The sequence below is a fragment of the Myroides sp. C1519 genome, from assembly GCF_038039755.1.
GTDB classification, from domain to species: domain Bacteria; phylum Bacteroidota; class Bacteroidia; order Flavobacteriales; family Flavobacteriaceae; genus Flavobacterium; species Flavobacterium phaeum_A.
Window position 1 is genome coordinate 1 of sequence record NZ_JBBPHM010000033.1, and the last position, 19,740, is coordinate 19,740.

Here is a 19,740-nt window from a genome sequence, read left to right on the forward strand (position 1 = left end):
TCAGATGTTCAGATATGAAAATTATATAGACTTATTTTTTCGTAGCAATTTTTTAGCGATGCTCCGTAATTTGAATATTCTAATTTTTTCTGATCAGATGTTCAGATATGAAAATTATATAGACTTATTTTTTCGTAGCAATTTTTTAAGTGTTCTCCATAATTTGAATATTCTAATTTTTTCTGATCAGATGTTCAGATATGAAAATTATACGAAGTTACTTTTTCGTAGTACTTTTTTAAGTGCTCTGTATATTTTTGATATTTTGTTTTTTCTGATCAGATGCTCAGATATGAAAATTATACGAAGTTACTTTTTCGTAGTATTTTTTTAAGTGCTCTCCATAATTTCAATATTCAAATTTTTTCTGATCAGATGTTCAGATGTGAAAAATTATACTGTTTACTTTAAACTGTTTTTAAGTGCTTTTTATTTTTAGAATAGAAAGTGTTGAGTAAAACATTGTAAAGTTATTTTGATTGTATAGAAGAGTAGGTGAGTATTATTGTCAATTAATGCTTGAGTGGTAGTAATGGGATAGTTTTTTTAAAATTATAATATCTTAATTTTTAATTGTATTTTTGTGACAGTTGATTTTTAGAAATTTTGAATTTTTTGTTATTCTAAAATTATTTTATTTTTTTAGTAATTATCCAATATTTGAGCTCATTTTTATTTGTATGGTAGCTTTCAGAATTGAATATTTAAAATATTTTAAAGTTTGATTTTAAATATGAGAAAATCTGAATCATTAATTTTAAAGTGTGAGATTAAGCTTTGAATCTCACTAATTTATATTTTGAAAAATATTATTTTTTGTGAGCAAATTAAGTTTACTTTTTATTTTTCATTGTACCTTTGCTCGTATTATATTTTAGATAGAAAAACATGATTTCATTTAACTACGAGTCTGATTTTCAATTAGATAAAGAAAATTTGTATGAAGAATGGATTGAATCCATTATTGCTTCAGAAGGTTTTTATCTGGGAGAGATTAGTTATATTTTCTGTGATGATGAGTATTTACATAATATTAATGTAGAATATTTAGATCATGACACTCTTACTGATATTATTAGTTTTGATTATACTGAGGGTAAAATTATTTCTGGTGATATATTCTTATCTGTAGAAAGGGTGCGAGATAATGCAAAAGATTTTAACGTTGAGTTTAGCACAGAGCTTTTAAGAGTGATGTGTCATGGTATACTGCATTACTGTGGTTATAAGGATAAGACTGATGAGGATTCTAAACTTATGCGTTCAAAAGAAGAAGAAAAAATGGCTATGTTCCACGTGGAACAATAGTATTTATATTTATTAATTTAATGTTTCACGTGGAACAATGAGTATATTTCAAGATACATATGATGTTATAGTTGTTGGAGGAGGGCATGCTGGTTCAGAAGCTGCTGCTGCTGCTGCAAATATGGGATCAAAGACTCTATTGATTACAATGAGTTTACAAAATATTGCACAAATGTCTTGTAATCCTGCTATGGGAGGAATTGCAAAAGGACAGATTGTTCGTGAGATTGATGCTTTGGGTGGTTACTCAGGTATTGTTTCTGACAAGACTGCAATACAATTTAAAATGCTGAATAAATCTAAAGGTCCTGCTATGTGGTCTCCAAGGGTTCAGTCTGATCGTATGAGATTTGCTGAGTTATGGCGATTAATGTTAGAAGGAACACCAAATTTAGATTTTTATCAAGATATGGTTCGTTCATTGATTATAAAGAACGAACGTATTGAAGGAGTAGTTACGAATCTTGGTATTGAGATAAAAGCTAAAACAGTTATTCTAACTAATGGTACTTTCTTAAATGGTTTGATTCACATCGGAGAAAAACAATTTGGTGGTGGTAGAGCAGGAGAGAGTGCTGCATATGGAATTACAGAAGATCTTGTTAAAGCAGGTTTTGTATCTGGTAGAATGAAGACGGGAACTCCTCCAAGAGTAGATGGTCGTTCTTTAGATTATACTAAAATGGAAGCGCAACCTGGAGATGAGAATCCTGCGAAGTTTTCTTATTTAGATGTTACAAAACCATTAGTTGAACAAAGAGACTGTCATATGACTTATACTTCTCCTTTGGTTCACGAGTTACTAAGAGAAGGGTTTGATCGTTCTCCAATGTTTACAGGTAGAATTAAAAGTATAGGACCACGTTATTGTCCTTCTATTGAAGATAAGATTAATCGTTTTGCTGATAAAGATAGACATCAAATTTTCGTAGAACCAGAAGGATGGAATACATGTGAAATATATGTAAATGGTTTCTCTACTTCTTTACCAGAAGAGGTTCAAATAAAAGCATTACGTTCAGTAGCAGGATTTGAAAACGCAAAGATATTTAGACCTGGGTATGCTATAGAGTATGATTATTTTCCACCTACACAGTTGAAACATACTTTAGAAACTAAGCTTGTAGATGGATTATTTTTCGCTGGACAGATCAATGGTACAACTGGGTATGAAGAGGCAGCTGCGCAAGGCTTAATGGCGGGTATGAATGCACATTTGAAAGTTAATGGTAAGGAACCTTTTATCTTAAGAAGAGATGAAGCTTATATTGGAGTTTTAATTGACGACTTAATTACTAAAGGAACTGAAGAACCATATAGAATGTTTACTTCAAGAGCAGAGTATAGAACTTTACTTCGCCAAGATAATGCTGACTTTAGATTAACACCTAAGAGTTTTGAACTTGGATTAGCTTCAGAACAACGTCTAAGACGAATGGAATTTAAACGTGAAGAATCAGAGAGCTTCGTTCAATTCTTTAAAGAAACGAGTGTAAAAACTGAAGAGGCAAATCCTATTTTAGAGGAGAAAGGTTCTTCTTTAATGAGTCAACCTGATAAAATGTTTAAAGTTTTCTCTCGTCCTCAAATAGAATTAGGCGATATATTGAAGTTTAAAAAAGTAAAAGAATATATTGAAGAGCATGATTTAGATCAAGAGATTTTAGAACAAGCAGAGATTCAAGTTAAATATTCTGGCTATATTGAGAAGGAAAAATCTAATGCAGATAAGTTAACAAGGTTAGAAGATGTTAAGATTCCAAGCAATTTTGATTACGATAAAATAGTATCATTATCCTTTGAATCAAGAGAAAAATTGAAAAAGATTAAACCTATTACAATTTCTCAGGCTTCACGTATCAGTGGTGTAACACCAACCGATATTTCTATTTTATTAATACATATGGGAAGATAAAATCTTATTATATAGTAAAGGGTGTTCCACGTGGAACACCCTTTTTTTATTTCTATTCGTTTCAAAAGAAAACTATCTTTACTTCGTTTTCTATAAATTGTAATTGTAGTTATCCAATATAAATGCTGTAATTATGGTAGCAATCTTTTATAGAATTAAAGGTAGTTTACGAGACAAGTAATAGTATTATTTAAAATATAAAGTAGGTATAGATTATATCCCTTGTATGTTTAATGGAAAATAGAAAAGATAGTTTTTATATTCTATAGAATATCTTTTTTATACTTCATTTTACCTTTTTATATATCGACTGTCTTTTAATATTTGATTTAAAAACAGAAAGTATGATGAAGTATTATTCTTATCTAAATAGAGAATAATAATATTTAAACTTTAATATGGCATTATCTTGATTATATTTGTTGATGTTTTAAAACTTGAAAAATGCAGATAGAATCCAATATTAAATTTTTAGAAGTAGAAGATTATTCCGTCTCTAATGAAAAATTTGAACTGTATTTAGATCCATCTTATCATCTATTAAAAACAATTCCTCAACCTAAATCTGAAGAGTTAGGAAAATATTATGAGAGTGAAAATTATATTTCACATACAGATAAGAAGACTACCTTTTTTGAAAAAGTATATCAAACTATCAAAAGAAAGGCTATTGAAAATAAATTGAATTTATTAGAATCTATAAAAGAGTCTAAAGGAAACCTTTTAGATATAGGATGTGGAACTGGTGATTTTTTAGCAGCAGCTAAAAATAGAAATTGGAATGTAGTAGGTTATGAACCAAATTTGGGTGCAAGAAAATTAGCCGAAGAGAAGGGAGTATCAATTGTAGAAGATACAAAAAGTATTGAAGAGGGAACATTAGATATTATTACTTTATGGCATGTTTTAGAACATGTACCCGATTTAGAAAATCAAATAAAAGAACTTTATAGATTATTAAAGCCGAACGGTATTTTAATAATAGCTGTTCCTAATTATAAATCTTACGATGCTCAATATTATGGAAAGCATTGGGCAGCTTATGATGTTCCACGACATCTATGGCATTTTTCTCAACAATCAATTCCTTTATTATTTAATCCTTTCGGATTTATTTTACAGGATACCTATCCAATGCTATTTGATAGTTTTTATGTTTCTCTTTTATCTGAAGAAATTAAACACGGAAAAAAGAATTGGCTAAAAGCTTTTTCAGTTGGATTGAAATCAAATATTGAAGCAAGACGTAATTTAGAATATTCTTCTTTAATTTATTCTTTAAAGAAAACAATTTAGTTTTCGCAAGTCAATTTAGAGTAAAAAAAGAGTAAATTAGTAATTAGAGTGATTTTAAGGGTAGAATGTGTCTATTTGTATACAATAAGAGTCTACTTTTTTAATATTGTCTTAAATCGCTTTAAAAAAGATTGTTTTAGATATAGAACATTGATTAAAAAACTTATATCTATAGGATTTGTTTATAGTTAAAATAATTACATAATACTTTAAAAGTTTTATTACTTTTACAAGAGGTTTAAAAAATCGAAAATGAAAAAAACAATTTTAATGTTAGGGTTCGCAGGATTATTATTTTCTTGCAACAATAATTCAAATGCTGCTGTTGAATTTAAAACGGCTTATGTAGATTCGTCTAAACTGATGAAAGAATACGAAGAAGTAAAAGACGTAGAATCTAAATATAAAATTCAATCTGAAGAAAAAGGTAAAAGTTTAGAAGCAGATATCGCTAAGTTCCAACAAGAAGTTCAAAGCTTCCAAGCTAATGCTCGTCAAAAAGGTCAGGCGTGGGCAGAACAAAAAGCAGCTGAATTACAAAAGAAAGAACAACAATTACAATATCAACAACAAGCAATGGTTCAATCTCTACAAATGGAGAGTGGACAAGAAATTGATTCTGTTGTAAAGAAAGTAAAAGAATATATTTCTGAATACGCTAAAAAGAACAATTTAGACTATGTATTCAACACAGAAGAGGCTTCTACAGTTATTTATGGAAAAGAGCAGTATGATATTACTGAATCTATCTTAAAAGAGCTTAACGCTAAATATAAAGGTACATCAGCAGCAACTAAGATTGATGAACCAGCAGTTCCAGCTGCAGAGAAAAAAGAAGAAACTAAATAATAGTTTTATATAATTAAAAAATCCTATGCAATTGCATAGGATTTTTTTGTTTTAGAATTATTTATTTGTTGTATTTTGTAAAAAAATATCAGAAATGAATAACTTTTCAGAAGAAGCAAAATTTGTTTTACAGTTCATTAATGAGACAAATAGATCTATTTTCTTAACAGGAAAAGCGGGTACAGGGAAGACTACTTTATTAAAAGAAATCATACAAACCACCCATAAAAACGCTGTTATTGTTGCTCCTACTGGAATTGCAGCATTAAATGCAGGGGGTGTAACGATACATTCCTTTTTTCATTTACCATTCGCAGCTTTTGTTCCAGATACGAAGAATCCACCCATTTTTACAGACAATATAAAGTTTGAAAATAAGCTTTCTCTAAAGCGTCATATGCGTATGAGTAGAGTCCGTAAAGCGTTGTTTTTGAACATGGATTTATTAGTTATTGATGAAGTTAGTATGCTTCGTGCTGATGTTTTAGACGCAATGAATTTTATGCTACAAAGCATAAGAAAGAATCCACAACCTTTTGGTGGTGTACAAGTCCTTTTTATTGGCGATTTACTACAATTACCACCAGTTGTCAAGCAAGCTGAATGGGATGTTTTGCAACGCTATTATGGAGGAGTATTTTTTTTCCATTCAGAAGTAGTGCGACAATTTCCTCCCTTGTACATTGAACTTGATAAAGTCTTTAGGCAGTCTGATCAAGAGTTTATTCAGATATTAAATAACTTAAGAAATAATCAAGTAACATCTCAAGATGTTCAATTGCTAAACAAGTTTATCAAAACTGATTTTGATATTAAGAATAATCCTGGATATATTACTTTAACTACTCATAATACTAAAGCAGACAAAATTAATAAAGATGCTTTAGATGGTATTGATAAAAAAGAGTTTGTATTTAAGCCAGATGTTGTTGGTGATTTTCCTGAAAAACTATTTCCATTAGAAGCTAATATGAGCTTAAAAGTGGGAGCACAAGTTATATTTATAAAGAATGATATTTCTCCTGAAAAGCGATTTTACAATGGAAAAATGGGGATTGTCAAATCACTATCAAACAATGAGATTTTTGTTCATTTCCCCGAAGAAAACGAAACTATAGAAGTTGAAAAATACGAGTGGGAGAATATAAAATATACTGTAGATCCTAATACAAAAGAAATTGTTGAAGAGGTATTAGGTACGTTTACGCATTATCCATTGAAGTTGGCTTGGGCAATAACAGTACACAAAAGTCAAGGACTTACTTTTGACAAAGCTGTACTTGATGTATCAAGCGTTTTCTTACCTGGACAAGCATACGTTGCTTTATCAAGATTAAGGTCGTTAGAAGGCTTAGTTTTACTCTCTCCTATTCAGATGAATGGTTTAGTTAATGATGAAGAGGTAATGAGCTATGCAAATAATAAAGCCACTGTAGATAGATTAACACAAGAATTGCAGTTAGCAACTAAAGACTTCCTTAGAAACTTTTTAATAGATACCTATTCTTGGTTTAATCTTGGTACGCTTTGGCATGCTCATATACATACTTATGATGCAGAAACAGACCGTAGTAAAAAGAATTCTTTTAAACCATGGGCAATTAAAACTACCAAAAGTTTGAACGATATGCTTATTCATTCAGAGAAGTTTGTTCATCAATTAAGATGTTTATTTAATGAAGAGAATTTTAGGTTTGCCCACGTAAAGGAAAGAGTTAATAAAGCTTATCAGTACTTTTTTCCAATGATGGATCACCTTGTTTTTGAATTACTTTTTAACATTGCTCAAGTTAAGGGAAAACGACAATTAAAAGGTTTTTATGAAGAGTTAGTTGTTTTAGAAGACGCTTTATTGAAGCAAGTCATTCAGATGAAAAAGGCTGAAAAAATGTTACAACTCTTAGAAGAAGGTAAGAAGATTTCTAAAGAAAATTTACGTTCATTAGAAATTAGTGAATACAAAATTAACCACTTAGTTAATATTGCAAATTTACTAAGAGATACTCAATTAGATTTAGATGAAGACGATGATGTAAGTAAATATTCCTCAACAAAAAAAGGGGAGAAGAAGGAAAAGAAAAAATCTACCACTTCAATTACTTTGGAATACTGGAAACAGAAGAAAAGCATAGAAGAGATTGCTGAAATCAGAAAACTGGTTCCTACTACTATCTATTCGCATTTAGGTAAACTGGTAGGAGATGGTTTGATTCAACTTGATGAGATACTTCCTAAAGACAAAATAGATGAATTAGAAGAGTTATTTATCACTTTTAAGGACAAACCTTTATCAGAAATAAAAGCTACAGTAGAAGACTTGTATTCGTGGGAAGAATTAAAGTTATTTCAACGCGCAAAAGATGCTTTGAAAGAAAGTGAAGAGTAATATTACAATTTGATGAACTAATACTATCAAATAAAATAGGCCTTATGTATCAATGCATAAGGCCTATTTTAGTTTATTTACGATGAATTAGTCTTGTCAATTTAATTGATAAATCAGTAAATATCATTTTCGCATTTCCATTTCGTTCAATATGGTAAATTGCATCTGACAATTCTTTATAAATGTCATTAATATTAGCACCATTGACAAAAGGGGCAAACTTTTCAAGTTTAAAATTGTCAACTGTTGTTTTATAATAAACTAAGTTTGGCGTTTGGTAATTGATTAAAAGTGCTTGTCTAAACAGTTCTATACAAAACTCAATAAATTGCTTTTGTTGTTCTCTACCTAAAGCAGCTAATTCTTCACTCCATTCAATCAACTCTTGAATTACAGCAGCATTTCCCTTGGCTCTAAAAGCAGCACGTACCCATTGAACAAACCATTTTTCGTATGGTTGTGTACTATTTTTATTGAGTAATAATTTTAATGCCTTATTATAGCTTCCTTGTGCTTGACCAGCAATTAAAGCTGCTTCTTGTCTATCACATTGTTGTTTTACAATCAAAGCTTCTTCTATCTCACGATTGTTAATAGGAGGAAAGTTAAGAACTTGACATCTTGATAAAATCGTTTGGATAATGTTCTTTTCATTCTCTGCTATCAATAAGAATAATGTCTTTGCAGGTGGTTCTTCTAATAGCTTTAATAATTTATTTGACGCCTCTGTATTCATTTTATCTGCCATCCAGATAATCATAATTTTGTACCCACCCTCAAATGACTTTAAAGCAAGTTTTTTAAGAACTTCACTTGCTTCATCTACACCTATTTGTCCTTGTTTATTTTGTATTTCAATATGTGAATACCAATCAAAAAGGTTTCCATAAACATTGTCTTTGATGAAAGAGCGCCATTGTGAAGCAAACAAATCACTTGTAGCATTTCTTTTAACCGCATCTGTTGTTGCTACAGGATATACAAAATGTAAGTCAGGATGTGATAAATTATTGAATTTAATATTACAAGAATCATTTCCTCCAGTATTTTCATTTCCAACATTTTGACAAAGTAAATACTGAGCATACGCTATTGCCATAGGTAATGTACCTGAACCTTCAGGACCTATAAATAACTGTGCATGAGGTATTCTACCTGTAGATGCAGTTTGAATTAAATGATTTTTAAGGTAGGCTTGGCCTATAATATCTGAGAATTGCATAATACAAAGATATATTAAATCCTATGCGATTGAAATAATGTAAAGCATATTATTGTTATAATTGCATTACTAAATATTTGAAAATAATATTTGTTGGTCTAATTTATGTTATGTAGTAATAGAATTAGTGAATATATATTTGTAATAACAGATGAATAATATATTTATTCTAATAATTAAATATAATCTAATAGATATTACATTATTAACTATTTTTTTGATTAGTATATAATCATAATAAGTGTTAAATTTGTTTTTATACCTAACAAATATCAGATATTCTGGTGCAGGAAAAGAATTATATTTGTATATGTTAAATTAGAATATAAAAATATTTGATATGAGTTCTATCGGAAACTTAAATTTTAAAGATAAGAAAGTCTTAATTCGCGTTGACTTTAATGTGCCATTAGATGAAAATTTTAATGTTACAGATACTAATAGAATAGAAGCTGCTAAAGCTACTATTGATAAAGTAGTAAATGATGGTGGAGTTGCTATTTTAATGTCTCACTTAGGAAGACCAAAAGGAGAAGTTAATGAGAAATATTCTTTAAAACATATTGTTGCTAAAACAGCAGAAGTTTTAGGAAGAGAAGTAACATTTGTAAACGACTGTATTGGAGATAACGTAAAAGCTGTAATTGATAACAGTAAATCTGGTGATGTAATATTATTAGAGAATTTACGTTTTTATGCTCAAGAAGAAAAAGGTGATGAGGAGTTCTCTAAAGCTTTAGCTTCTTTAGCTGATTTCTATATTAACGATGCATTTGGAACAGCACATAGAGCGCACGCTTCAACTACAATTGTAGCTAAATACTTCGGTGAAAATAAGTGTTTTGGTTATTTATTAGCTAAAGAAATAGAGAGTTTAGATAAAGTATTAAATAGTACTGATAAACCTGTTACTGCTGTTTTAGGAGGTTCAAAAGTTTCTTCTAAAATCACTATTATCGAGAATATCTTAGATAAAATTGATCATATGATCATTGGTGGTGGTATGACTTTTACATTCATCAAAGCATTAGGTGGAAAGATTGGAAACTCTATCTGTGAAGATGATAAAATCGAATTAGCTTTAGAAATCTTAGAAAAAGCTAAAGAGAAAAATGTACAAATTCACTTGCCAATTGATATTGTTGCTGCTGACGCTTTTGCAGCTGATGCAAATGTAAAAATTGTTGCTGCTAATGAAATTCCTGACGGATGGCAAGGACTTGACGTAGGACCAAAAACATTAGAGAGCTTAAAACCTGTTGTAGCTGAATCAAAAATTATCTTGTGGAATGGGCCGTTAGGAGTATTCGAGATGGAGAAATTTGCTAATGGTACAATCGAATTAGGAAACTTTATTGCGGAAGCAACTAAGAAAGGTACTTTCTCTTTAGTAGGAGGTGGTGACTCTGTTGCGGCAGTAAAACAGTTTGGATTAGCTCCAAAAATGAGCTATGTGTCAACTGGAGGTGGTGCAATGTTAGAAATGTTAGAAGGAAAAGCTTTACCGGGTATTAAAGCAATTCAAGAATAAAATAAAAAGTACCCTCTTTTTCAAGAGGGTACTTTTCAAATATAAAACCAATGAACTATAAAGCATTAACTTTTGTTGTATGTAGTTTGTTTTCATATTCTGTATGGGGACAGAGCGAACCTATAAACACGAGTATCGAAATCAAAAAGGAAATTGATCCTGTAGTGTATCTTGACTCTATCAAGAATACATTCGTAAATCATGCTACCGGTGCTTCAATAGAAAAGCGATGGTTAAATGAGCTATTAAATCAAGATCTATTTAATGAAATAGAAAATGAATTAGCTGATGCAAATTTTGACGAGGGAACTATAGTTTTAGATGAGTTACCAACGAAACTTTTAAAAGAACGTTTGCAACGTTTAAATGAGAAAACACCTTTTAAAGTAGAATACAACGAAACTTTAGAACGTGTTATTAAGTCTTTTCTTAAAAATAGAAAACGCTCTTTTGAAAGATTATTAGGTTTGTCTGAATACTACTTTCCAATGTTTGAAGAGCAATTAGCTAAACACGACGTTCCATTAGAAGTGAAGTATCTTGCTATTGTTGAGTCTGCATTGAATCCTGTTGCTCGTTCAAGAGTAGGAGCAACTGGTTTATGGCAGTTTATGTATCCTACTGGTAAACAGTATAATTTAGAAGTAAATTCTTATGTAGATGATCGTATTGATCCGATTAAATCATCTGAGGCTGCTGCTAAATTCTTGTCAGATTTGTACGGAATGTTTGGTGATTGGGACTTGGTATTAGCATCGTATAATGCTGGTCCTGGTAACGTTACTAAGGCAATTCGTCGTTCTAATGGTTATACAAACTATTGGAATATTAGACCAAATCTTCCACGTGAAACACAAAACTATTTACCTGCATTCTATGCTACAATGTATATTTTTGAATATGCAAAAGAACACGGAATTACATCAAATAGCTCACCTTTTAAACTGGTAGAAACAGATACAATCGCTGTTAAGAAGACGATTAGTTTTGATCAGGTAGCTAAATTATTAGATGTTTCTAAAGCTGAAATAGAGTTTTTAAATCCAACGTATAAGTTGCAAGTTGTTCCTTATGTAAGTGGAAAACAAAGTTTCTTAAGATTACCTGTTTCTAAGATTGGTTTAATGGCTTCAAATGAAGATAAAATCTATGATTATATTGCGTTTGAAGAGGAGAGAAGAGAGAAACCATTACCAAGCTTGTTAGAAGTTTCTGTTGCAGAAACAAAGAGTGTAAAGTCACGTTATCACACTATTAAGAAAGGTGAAAGTATTGGTGTTATTGCTAATAAATATGGTATTAGTGTTGCTCAATTGAAGAAGTTGAACAATATGAAAAGTAACATTATATATCCTGGAAAGAAATTAGTTGTTGGTAAAGCTACTGTGGCTCAATCAAGTGCTAAAAACTCTTTTTACACAGTTAAAAAAGGTGATTCATTATATTCTATAAGTCAAAAATTGCCGGGGGTATCATTAGCTCAATTGAAGAATATGAATAATATGAAAGATAATGATGCTATTCAGCCAGGAATGAAATTACGCATCAATTAAATTAGTTACTTAATTTTTAGATTTTCGTGAGATACTTCTATTTCTTTATCGTTTTATTATGCTTTGCTAATTGTAAAGATGCGCCAACTACAGAATTATCAACTAAATCTGTGGGGGAGTATAACAGTGTATTAGTAGTTGTAAACGATAGATTGTGGTATGGTAATGTAGGAGACAGCATTCGAGAGTATTTAGCAGCTTCTGTAGACGGAATTAGTCCGTCAGAACCTTTGTTTACTATCGAACAAATATCTCCTAATTTGTTCTCATCTAAAACTAAGGATCGACGTAATATTATTGTCTTTTCAGACAATCATAATGATGAGTTTTTCTCTCTTGAGAAGAATAAGTTTGCTTCACCACAAAACTATTTTGTTGTTAATGGTGGTTCAAAATTAGCTGTTGTAAAGGCTTTTAAAAAGAACATTGATTCTATCATCAAAACGATGCATCAATTAGAGGTTTCTACAATTACTGAGACCCTTAATGCAAGTAAATTAATTGATCGAGAAAAGTTTGAAGATAGATTTAAGATTACGATCAATGTTCCTTCTGATTATAAAGAAATTAGTAGTAATGAACATTTTGTTTGGTATAAAAAGGATGTAGCTTCAGGGAATAGTAATATTCTTATTTATGATGTACCATTAAAAAGAATATTAAATGATAAGGATACAGAATTACACAATATTTTAGCTGTAAAAGATTCTGTAAATGGACGTTATATTCATTCGATTGAAGATAATTCGTTTATGAAATTGAATGAAGGATTTATACCATTTAACAAGGAAATCTCTTTTGACAATAGAAAAGCAATTGAGTTAAAAGGAACTTGGGATATGCAAAATAGCTTTATGAGTGGTCCATATCTAAGTTATGTCTTTAGAGATTCTACGGAAAAAAGATATTTGTTTATAGAAGGTCTCGTGTACAATCCATCGATGGGAAAACGAAACGTACTTCTTGAACTTGAAGCAATAATTCAAACAATGCGTTTTAAAATAAAGAAAAGCGAATGATCTAATCATTCGCTTTTTTCGTTTATATGTATATCTATATTGTATTGAGTTAATTTTGGGGTACTTTTAATGGCTATTTATTAATTAACTACTCGTTAGTTGTAAAAAAGGAGATGATAGCTTAAATAGTATTTATTATGCTTATAAAAGACTTCAATATAGTTAATACTAAAGTATCTTATTAAGAAATGAGATGTTTAATATAAATACAATTGTTTCATCAAAGGAATATCAACCGCTAACTGATTCGTCAAGTAACTTTCAACGGAACCATAATGTTGTTTGATTGTTTCAAGTGCTTTTAACAAGTATTCTTTTTTCACTGTTTGCAAGGTCATCAATGCTTCCGCTTGCTGATTATTGGCTAATAAGTATTTGTCTTTTACTACATCAATAGACAAGTTTACAAACGTATTTGTCAATAAGTAATCTGCTATAATAGTGTCGTTATCAACTCCTAATGCACTTAAAAGTAAAGCTGTTGCTAAACCAGTTCTATCTTTTCCCGCAGTACAATTATACATAAGTGGAGTAGTATTCTTCTGTAAAATAGCAAAGAAAGCTTTGTATTGTTCCTGATTGATAAGAATTAGTTGCTCATTTATGTCGGTTAAGAATTGGACAGTTTGTTCAACTTCACCTTCATAAATCATATTTTCAACTATTTCCCGACTTAAATTCCCTGGAGATATGGGCAACGAAATGTCATTTATGGTTGACGAAGGTAGTTTGGTAACCTGACTATCTCTTTCTTCATTTGTTCTAAAATCTACAATAGTGCACAATGGAATAGAAGAGAGGTAACGAAGATCTCTCTCCGACAAACTACTTAATTGACCTGATCTAAAAAGGAGTCCCCATTTAACTGTTTTTCCTTCTGTAGTTTTATAACCACCAAGGTCTCTAAAATTATTTTGTCCTTCTAAGGGCAAACATCTAAGCCCTGTGATATCATAATTTCGATTGTTTTCAAAAGCAAATAATTGAAAGGATGCTATCTGTCCTAATGATATAGAGTCATTAGAATCGCCACTTGCTATTTCTTGAGCAGCATTAATTACAAAAGAAGAATTCGCTTTATATAATTTCCAAGGCTGATTTGCCTTGATAATAGCTATCGTTTTGTTGTTCTTTTTATCCGTTTTTAAATCAATAGTTTGATTAGATCCTTTGGTACCCATAAGCATCAAAAGTGAGGCTATAATTTAGTTTAAACAATAATTACCATTCTGTATTTTTCAGTTTCTTTTAAAGAAAGAAAAGAGTAGGTTTAAGTTATTGTTTTTTAAGGATATATACAAATGAAAACGTTTAAATATTATTCTTCCTCAGAATTGGTAACAACGGCTTTTTCTGCTTTGTTTGCTTCGATAAACTTTTCAAAGAGTTTAACCATTTTTTCATTAATCTCTTGGTAAGTCAACCTGTTTTTAGATTGGTAAAACAACATAATAGCATAAGGCTGTTCGATGTTGTCTAACAACATTTGTTTGTTATGTCTATAAGCTTCGCGTAGTAGTCTTTTGAAGTAGTTTCTATCTACCGCTTTTTTGAAGTAACGCTTAGACACAGATACACCTGTTTTTAAAGGTACGTTATCGCTATTTTCACTTGGTACATAAACCATGCGAAGCGGATATTTACTAACAGATTTTCCAGTAGTAAACAGTTCGTCTATTACTATCTTGCTCTTTAGCTTTTCCTTTTTAGGATATTTTAAATTTTGTTGTTCCATAGAGATTGCAAAGGTAGAAAAGCAAACGTAATAATAGGACAAAAAAAAAGCCACATATGTGGCTTTTTTTAATAATTATTTTTTGTAGATACCATTTTCTTGATTCACATCAGCCATAAATTGGCTCGGATCAATTAAAATAGTTTTAATTGTATTCTTTGGTTTGTTGATGACAAACTTGTATTCTGGTTGAGCCCATCCCCATCCTGATAATACTGTTCTTTCATATTCTAAGTAAGGATTTGGTTTAATCCAATGCATTGAAGTAAAAGGAACGTAGTATGTTTCAATAGTACCATCTTCATATTCTACAAGAATATCTAAAGGCATTCCCATTCTTCCAATTCGTTTTAAAGTAACTAAAGTTTGGTCTTTTTGTACTTCTTCTACAAACTGTACACTATAATCAATCGTGTTATTCGTTTGTGTCCAATCAGTCATATACCAATCTAAATTAGCTCCTGTAACACGCTCTGCCGTACGTTTAAAGTCATTTGGTGTTGGATGCGTAAATTTGTAGTCTTGGTAGTATGTTTGAAGTGTTTTCATCATATTATCCCAACCAATTAAATAAGATAATTGTGTTAAGAAAATAGAACCTCTACTATAAGCTGATATAGAATATGCTCTGTTTGTTAAGTAATGATCTGCGTGAGTACTTAAAGGCTCTTGCATATTTTTAGCTACTAAATTGTAGTAACTTTTGTAAGTAGAACCAAAAGGATTTGCATCTTCTTGTTGGTCTTTTGGCATCACTTTTAACATCGCAAGGTCAGATATAAAAGAAGTAAATCCTTCGTCCATCCATTCGTGCTTTGTTTCATTTGTTGCTAATGCGTGTTGGAACCAGCTGTGTGCTAATTCGTGAGCAGTTACCCCAACCAAACTTGGGAATGATCTTTCTCCTGTGATTAAAGTACACATTGAGTATTCCATTCCTCCGTCTCCACCTTGAATAATTGAATATTGAGGGTAAGGATAAGGACCTACATTTTCATTAAAGAATTTCATTAACTCAGCTGTAACTGGTTGTAGCTTTGTCCAGTTGTCTTTAATAGCAGGATTATCTTTATAAAGGAAATGTAACTTTACACCATTTGGTCCTTCATACGTATCGTGAATGAAGTTAGGATCTGCTCCCCAAGTAAAGTCTAACACATTTTTAGCATTAAAATGCCAAGTTAAATCTTTTCCTTTTTTAGCAGGAACTTCAGCTACATTACTATCTTGATAACCGTATCCAATTTCGTTGTTGTTAACTAAAACACCAGTACCTCCAACAATGTAGTTTTTATCTAACGTAATTTTTACGTCAAAATCTCCCCAAACACTGTGGAATTCTCTTCCTAAATATTGCTCAGCGTGCCAACCTTCAAAGTCGTATTCAGCAATTTTAGGGAACCATTGAGACATTGACAAGGCAACACCTTCTTTAGACTCTCTACCTGCTCTACGAATCATTTTAGGCGCTTGTCCTTCAAAGTTCATTGTGAAAACAGTAGAAGATTTAGGAGCAATTGGAGACTTTAATGTAACCTCTAAAACAGTTCCTACTTCTTTCGTTTCAACAGAAGAACCGTCTTGTTTTAGATTTAATACTTTTAAGTAACCAATCTCATTTTGTGTAAGCTTTGAAATTCTACTCTCTTGTATTTTTCTACCTCTAACTGTTTTAGTATCTACCATTCTTGAGTCTGGATCAGCAATATTTTTTAATAAAGCATCCATATCACTATTAGGTTGAAATGCATTGTAATACAAATGAAAGAAAACCTTTTTTAGTGTATCTGTAGAGTTGTTAGTATAAGTAAGCTTTTGTGTACCGTTGTATTTAAACTTTTTAACGTCCATTTTGACGTCCATCGTATAATCAACGTGTTGTTGCCAATATCCAGGATTTGGATTGTTTTGAGCTTGAACTTCAAAAAGAGATATGGCACAAATTGTAAGAGATAGTAATAGTTTTTTCATATCGTGTTTGAAATTAAAACTCCACAGCTATTCTTGAATAGTGTGGAGTTTTTAAATGTATTTTGTGTATTCTTATTTTTTGTTTGCAGCTAATTTTTCAGCTAATAACAAAGCATTGTATGCATTTACAAATTTTCCTGAAGTAGAAATTGATTGGAAGTTTCTAACTTCTTTTTTCTCTCCAACTACAACATCAAAGTTTACAGCAACACCTGAATCCATAATGATTTTTTTAACTTCACCAGCAGTAAACTGAGGGTAGTAAGCTCTAATTAAAGCAGCTACACCAGCAACGTTTGGAGATGCCATTGATGTTCCTTGTAAGTACTCATACGTATTGTTTGGAACAGTAGCGTAGATTTTTACACCAGGAGCAAATACGTCAACGTCGTAATGTCCGTAGTTAGAAAAACGAGCTACCATATTTTTACCAAACTGAGGGTTAAGAGCTCCAACAACTAAGAAGTTATTTGAAATTTCTGGTCCCATATTCACATTGTCGTTAGGGTAACGCTCTACACCACCTTCAATGTTTAAGTCCATAGCGTCATTTCCAGCAGCTACAACAATTAATACGTCTTTTTCTTCAGCGTATTTAATAGCGTCTCTAACCCATTGGCTATTTTCTTCGTAGTATTTACCAAAACTTCCGTTGATTACTTTAGCTCCGTTGTCAACTGCATAGCGAATACCTAATGCAATATCTTTATCGTACTCATCTCCATCAGGTACTGCTCTAACAGCCATAATTTCTACTACGTCTGAAGCAACACCGTCTCCACCTAAGTTATTGTGGCGAGATTGTGCAATAATACCAGCAACGTGAGTTCCGTGTTTAGCCTCTTCTCTAACAGGACCTAATACATCGTTATTTCCGTATATTCTGTCATTGATGTCAGCAGGATTATCTCCAACGATTTTACGACCATCGAAATCAACGTTTAAGTGGTAGTTTAATTTGCTGTCTACATAACCTTTAAAGCTATCTAACCAAGATAATTCTCTACCTCCAGCAAGGATTCCGTACATTACATTTTTAGAGTGAATGATCTCTTCTGATGCTGTATCAGGAATAGCCTCTAAATCTTCTTTTGTATAATCTTTTTTATCTAAGAATTTAGCAACTCTTTCGTTAGCACGTAATAACATATCTAAACGTACTTTGCTTTCAAGTGCTTCTTTTCTTTCTTCTTCAAGTTGTTTTACAGCTCTTTTATATTGGTCAGAACCGTCGTCACCTCTTCTTACAACACGAACTAATTCCATATTTTCGTGAACAGACTCTCCTAAAAAGTTCCATCCGTGAATATCATCAACATATCCATTGTTGTCGTCATCAATATTGTTTCCAGCGATTTCTTTAGGATTTGTCCACACGTGTGATTTTAAATCATCGTGGTCAATTTCAATTCCTGAATCTACTACACCTACAATTACTTTTTTAGGAAGTGCTTTTCCTTTTAAGATTTCTTCATAAGCTCTATCAACAGACATTCCAGGTACTGTGTCTCTTAAAATGTCTAAGTGACTCCATCTTTGTAATTGTTCTTCAGATAATTCTGATGTTCTTTTAGGTAAATTGTCAACACCTTGGATTGGTGTGTTAGATACAATTTTTGCACCACCACAACTTGTCAAAGCAAGTGCTAAAGCAGCAGAAAGGTAAATAGGTTTAATTAATCGCATTATATTTATTTTATTGTAAATTTTATTTTCATCGCCTTAAAAGTATCAAATTGTACGCTTTAAAGCACGGTGTTAACACTAAATTAAGATATCGTTGGCTTTATGTATGTCTTTTAAGCGAACTCCCTTCTCAGTATGTTGTAGGGTTATGATTTCATTATGAGCATCATGTTCTAAAAATAAAAGCCAATTTTCGTCAGTTGCCATTTTTAAGAATTTCTCCTTTTCTTGCATCGTTAAGAGTGGCCGAGTATCATATCCCATTACATAAGGAAGAGGAATATGTCCTGCTGTAGGCAGTAAATCTGCTGTATAAGCTATTTTTTGTCCGTTGTAATTAATAATCGGAATCATCTGTTTTTCAGTATGGCCATCTGCAAAGAAAATATCGAATCCCAATTCAGAATTGTGTAGCAAATCTCCTTCAGGGCGTTGGATAAAGTTTAAAGCACCACTTTCTTGAATTGGAAGTATATTTTCAGATAAGAAAGATGCTTTTTCTCTTGGGTTTGGTTTTGTCGCCCAATCCCAATGGCTATCATTAGTCCAATATTTAGCATTTTTAAAAGCATTAACGTATCCTGTTCTATCAGAATTCCAATTTACAGCTCCACCAACGTGGTCAAAATGCAAGTGAGTTAAAAATACATCTGTTATGTCATCTCTGTGAAAACCTACTTTTGCCAATGACTTGTCAATTGAGTGTTCTCCCCAAAGATTGTAGTATCCAAAGAATTTTTCAGACTGTTTATTACCCATTCCAGTGTCAATCAGAATAAGTTTATTGCCATCTTCAATAAGAAGAAGTCGCGCACCCAATTCAATCAGGTTGTTGTTATCAGCAGGATTGGTTTTGTTCCAAATTACTTTCGGAACAACGCCAAACATAGCTCCTCCATCTAATTTAAAGTTGCCACTTTCGATAGCATATAATTTCATAATGATTTAGTTTTTTGGTTGTAAGGTGCAAAATACACATTTTTATACGATACACCAACGGTAAAATTAGCTTTTAGTTTAGCTAAGTAATTCATAACTATTTATCTAAGAATCGAGGCCAAATGAGGATTTTGCAATCATAGCAACGTTTTAGATTAATGTTATAAATGGAGTATGTATATTTTTTCTAAAGTGTATGTATATTGGTTGTACAGTTTTACATAGATTTTATACAAGCACTATACATACAGTATACATACAGTATACAAGCATAGATGTCTCGTCCTACTATAGCTGTACAGCTATAGTTGATAATCCTGTTTTGTACTG

At 31.3% G+C, this 19,740-nt stretch carries 14 protein-coding genes; 8 read left to right on the plus strand and 6 right to left on the minus strand.

The genetic code is table 11. From position 1 onward, the window contains the following. Positions 1-888: 888 nt before the first annotated feature. From ybeY to AABL81_RS12995, 5 genes are all read left to right on the plus strand, one after another. Positions 889-1,308: an rRNA maturation RNase YbeY gene (ybeY, locus tag AABL81_RS12975; protein ID WP_341341260.1), complete on the plus strand. Its 420-nt coding sequence runs from the start codon at positions 889-891 to the stop codon at positions 1,306-1,308. A gap of 37 nt (positions 1,309-1,345) precedes the next feature. Beyond that, a complete protein-coding gene (gene mnmG / locus AABL81_RS12980; RefSeq protein WP_341341261.1) occupies positions 1,346-3,223 on the plus strand; it encodes a tRNA uridine-5-carboxymethylaminomethyl(34) synthesis enzyme MnmG in 1,878 nt (625 codons plus the stop codon). A gap of 444 nt (positions 3,224-3,667) precedes the next feature. Next, a complete protein-coding gene (locus AABL81_RS12985) occupies positions 3,668-4,519 on the plus strand; it encodes a class I SAM-dependent methyltransferase (protein WP_341341262.1) in 852 nt (283 codons plus the stop codon). 252 nt (positions 4,520-4,771) lie between these two features. Then, positions 4,772-5,368, plus strand: a complete 597-nt coding sequence (locus tag AABL81_RS12990; RefSeq protein WP_158209767.1) for an OmpH family outer membrane protein — start codon at positions 4,772-4,774, stop codon at positions 5,366-5,368. Positions 5,369-5,462: 94 nt separating this feature from the next. Beyond that, positions 5,463-7,754 carry a helix-turn-helix domain-containing protein gene (locus tag AABL81_RS12995; RefSeq protein ID WP_158209766.1) on the plus strand — a complete coding sequence of 764 codons (2,292 nt, stop codon included), beginning with the start codon at positions 5,463-5,465 and terminating at the stop codon, positions 7,752-7,754. Between the two features lie 73 nt (positions 7,755-7,827). Here AABL81_RS12995 and AABL81_RS13000 read toward each other — a convergent pair whose 3' ends face one another. Next, a complete protein-coding gene (locus AABL81_RS13000; protein WP_341341263.1) occupies positions 7,828-8,976 on the minus strand; it encodes a DNA polymerase III subunit in 1,149 nt (382 codons plus the stop codon). Between the two features lie 340 nt (positions 8,977-9,316). Between AABL81_RS13000 and AABL81_RS13005 the strand changes: the two genes are divergently transcribed. From AABL81_RS13005 to AABL81_RS13015, 3 genes are read left to right on the plus strand one after another with little or no spacing between them, the layout of a single operon-like run. Beyond that, a complete protein-coding gene (locus AABL81_RS13005; protein WP_341341264.1) occupies positions 9,317-10,507 on the plus strand; it encodes a phosphoglycerate kinase in 1,191 nt (396 codons plus the stop codon). 50 nt (positions 10,508-10,557) lie between these two features. Beyond that, positions 10,558-12,060, plus strand: a complete 1,503-nt coding sequence (locus AABL81_RS13010; protein WP_158209763.1) for a lytic transglycosylase domain-containing protein — start codon at positions 10,558-10,560, stop codon at positions 12,058-12,060. A 26-nt stretch (positions 12,061-12,086) separates the two neighbouring features. Continuing rightward, on the plus strand, positions 12,087-13,079 hold the full coding sequence (locus tag AABL81_RS13015) for a DUF4837 family protein (protein WP_341341265.1): 993 nt from the start codon (positions 12,087-12,089) through the stop codon (positions 13,077-13,079). Positions 13,080-13,276: 197 nt separating this feature from the next. Here AABL81_RS13015 and AABL81_RS13020 read toward each other — a convergent pair whose 3' ends face one another. From AABL81_RS13020 to AABL81_RS13040, 5 genes are all read right to left on the minus strand, one after another. After that, positions 13,277-14,260, minus strand: a complete 984-nt coding sequence (locus tag AABL81_RS13020) for a tyrosine-protein phosphatase (protein ID WP_158209762.1) — start codon at positions 14,258-14,260, stop codon at positions 13,277-13,279. Between the two features lie 137 nt (positions 14,261-14,397). Then, a complete protein-coding gene (rnpA, locus tag AABL81_RS13025; protein ID WP_158209761.1) occupies positions 14,398-14,814 on the minus strand; it encodes a ribonuclease P protein component in 417 nt (138 codons plus the stop codon). A 75-nt stretch (positions 14,815-14,889) separates the two neighbouring features. After that, positions 14,890-16,785 (minus strand): M1 family metallopeptidase, encoded by a 1,896-nt coding sequence (locus tag AABL81_RS13030; protein WP_341341266.1) that lies wholly within the window; start codon positions 16,783-16,785, stop codon positions 14,890-14,892. Between the two features lie 72 nt (positions 16,786-16,857). Continuing rightward, positions 16,858-18,471 (minus strand): S8 family peptidase, encoded by a 1,614-nt coding sequence (locus AABL81_RS13035; protein WP_341341267.1) that lies wholly within the window; start codon positions 18,469-18,471, stop codon positions 16,858-16,860. A 78-nt stretch (positions 18,472-18,549) separates the two neighbouring features. Then, the gene (locus tag AABL81_RS13040) at positions 18,550-19,410 is read right to left on the minus strand and encodes an MBL fold metallo-hydrolase (RefSeq protein ID WP_158209758.1); all 861 of its coding nucleotides are present in this window, start codon (positions 19,408-19,410) and stop codon (positions 18,550-18,552) included. Positions 19,411-19,740: the final 330 nt, after the last annotated feature.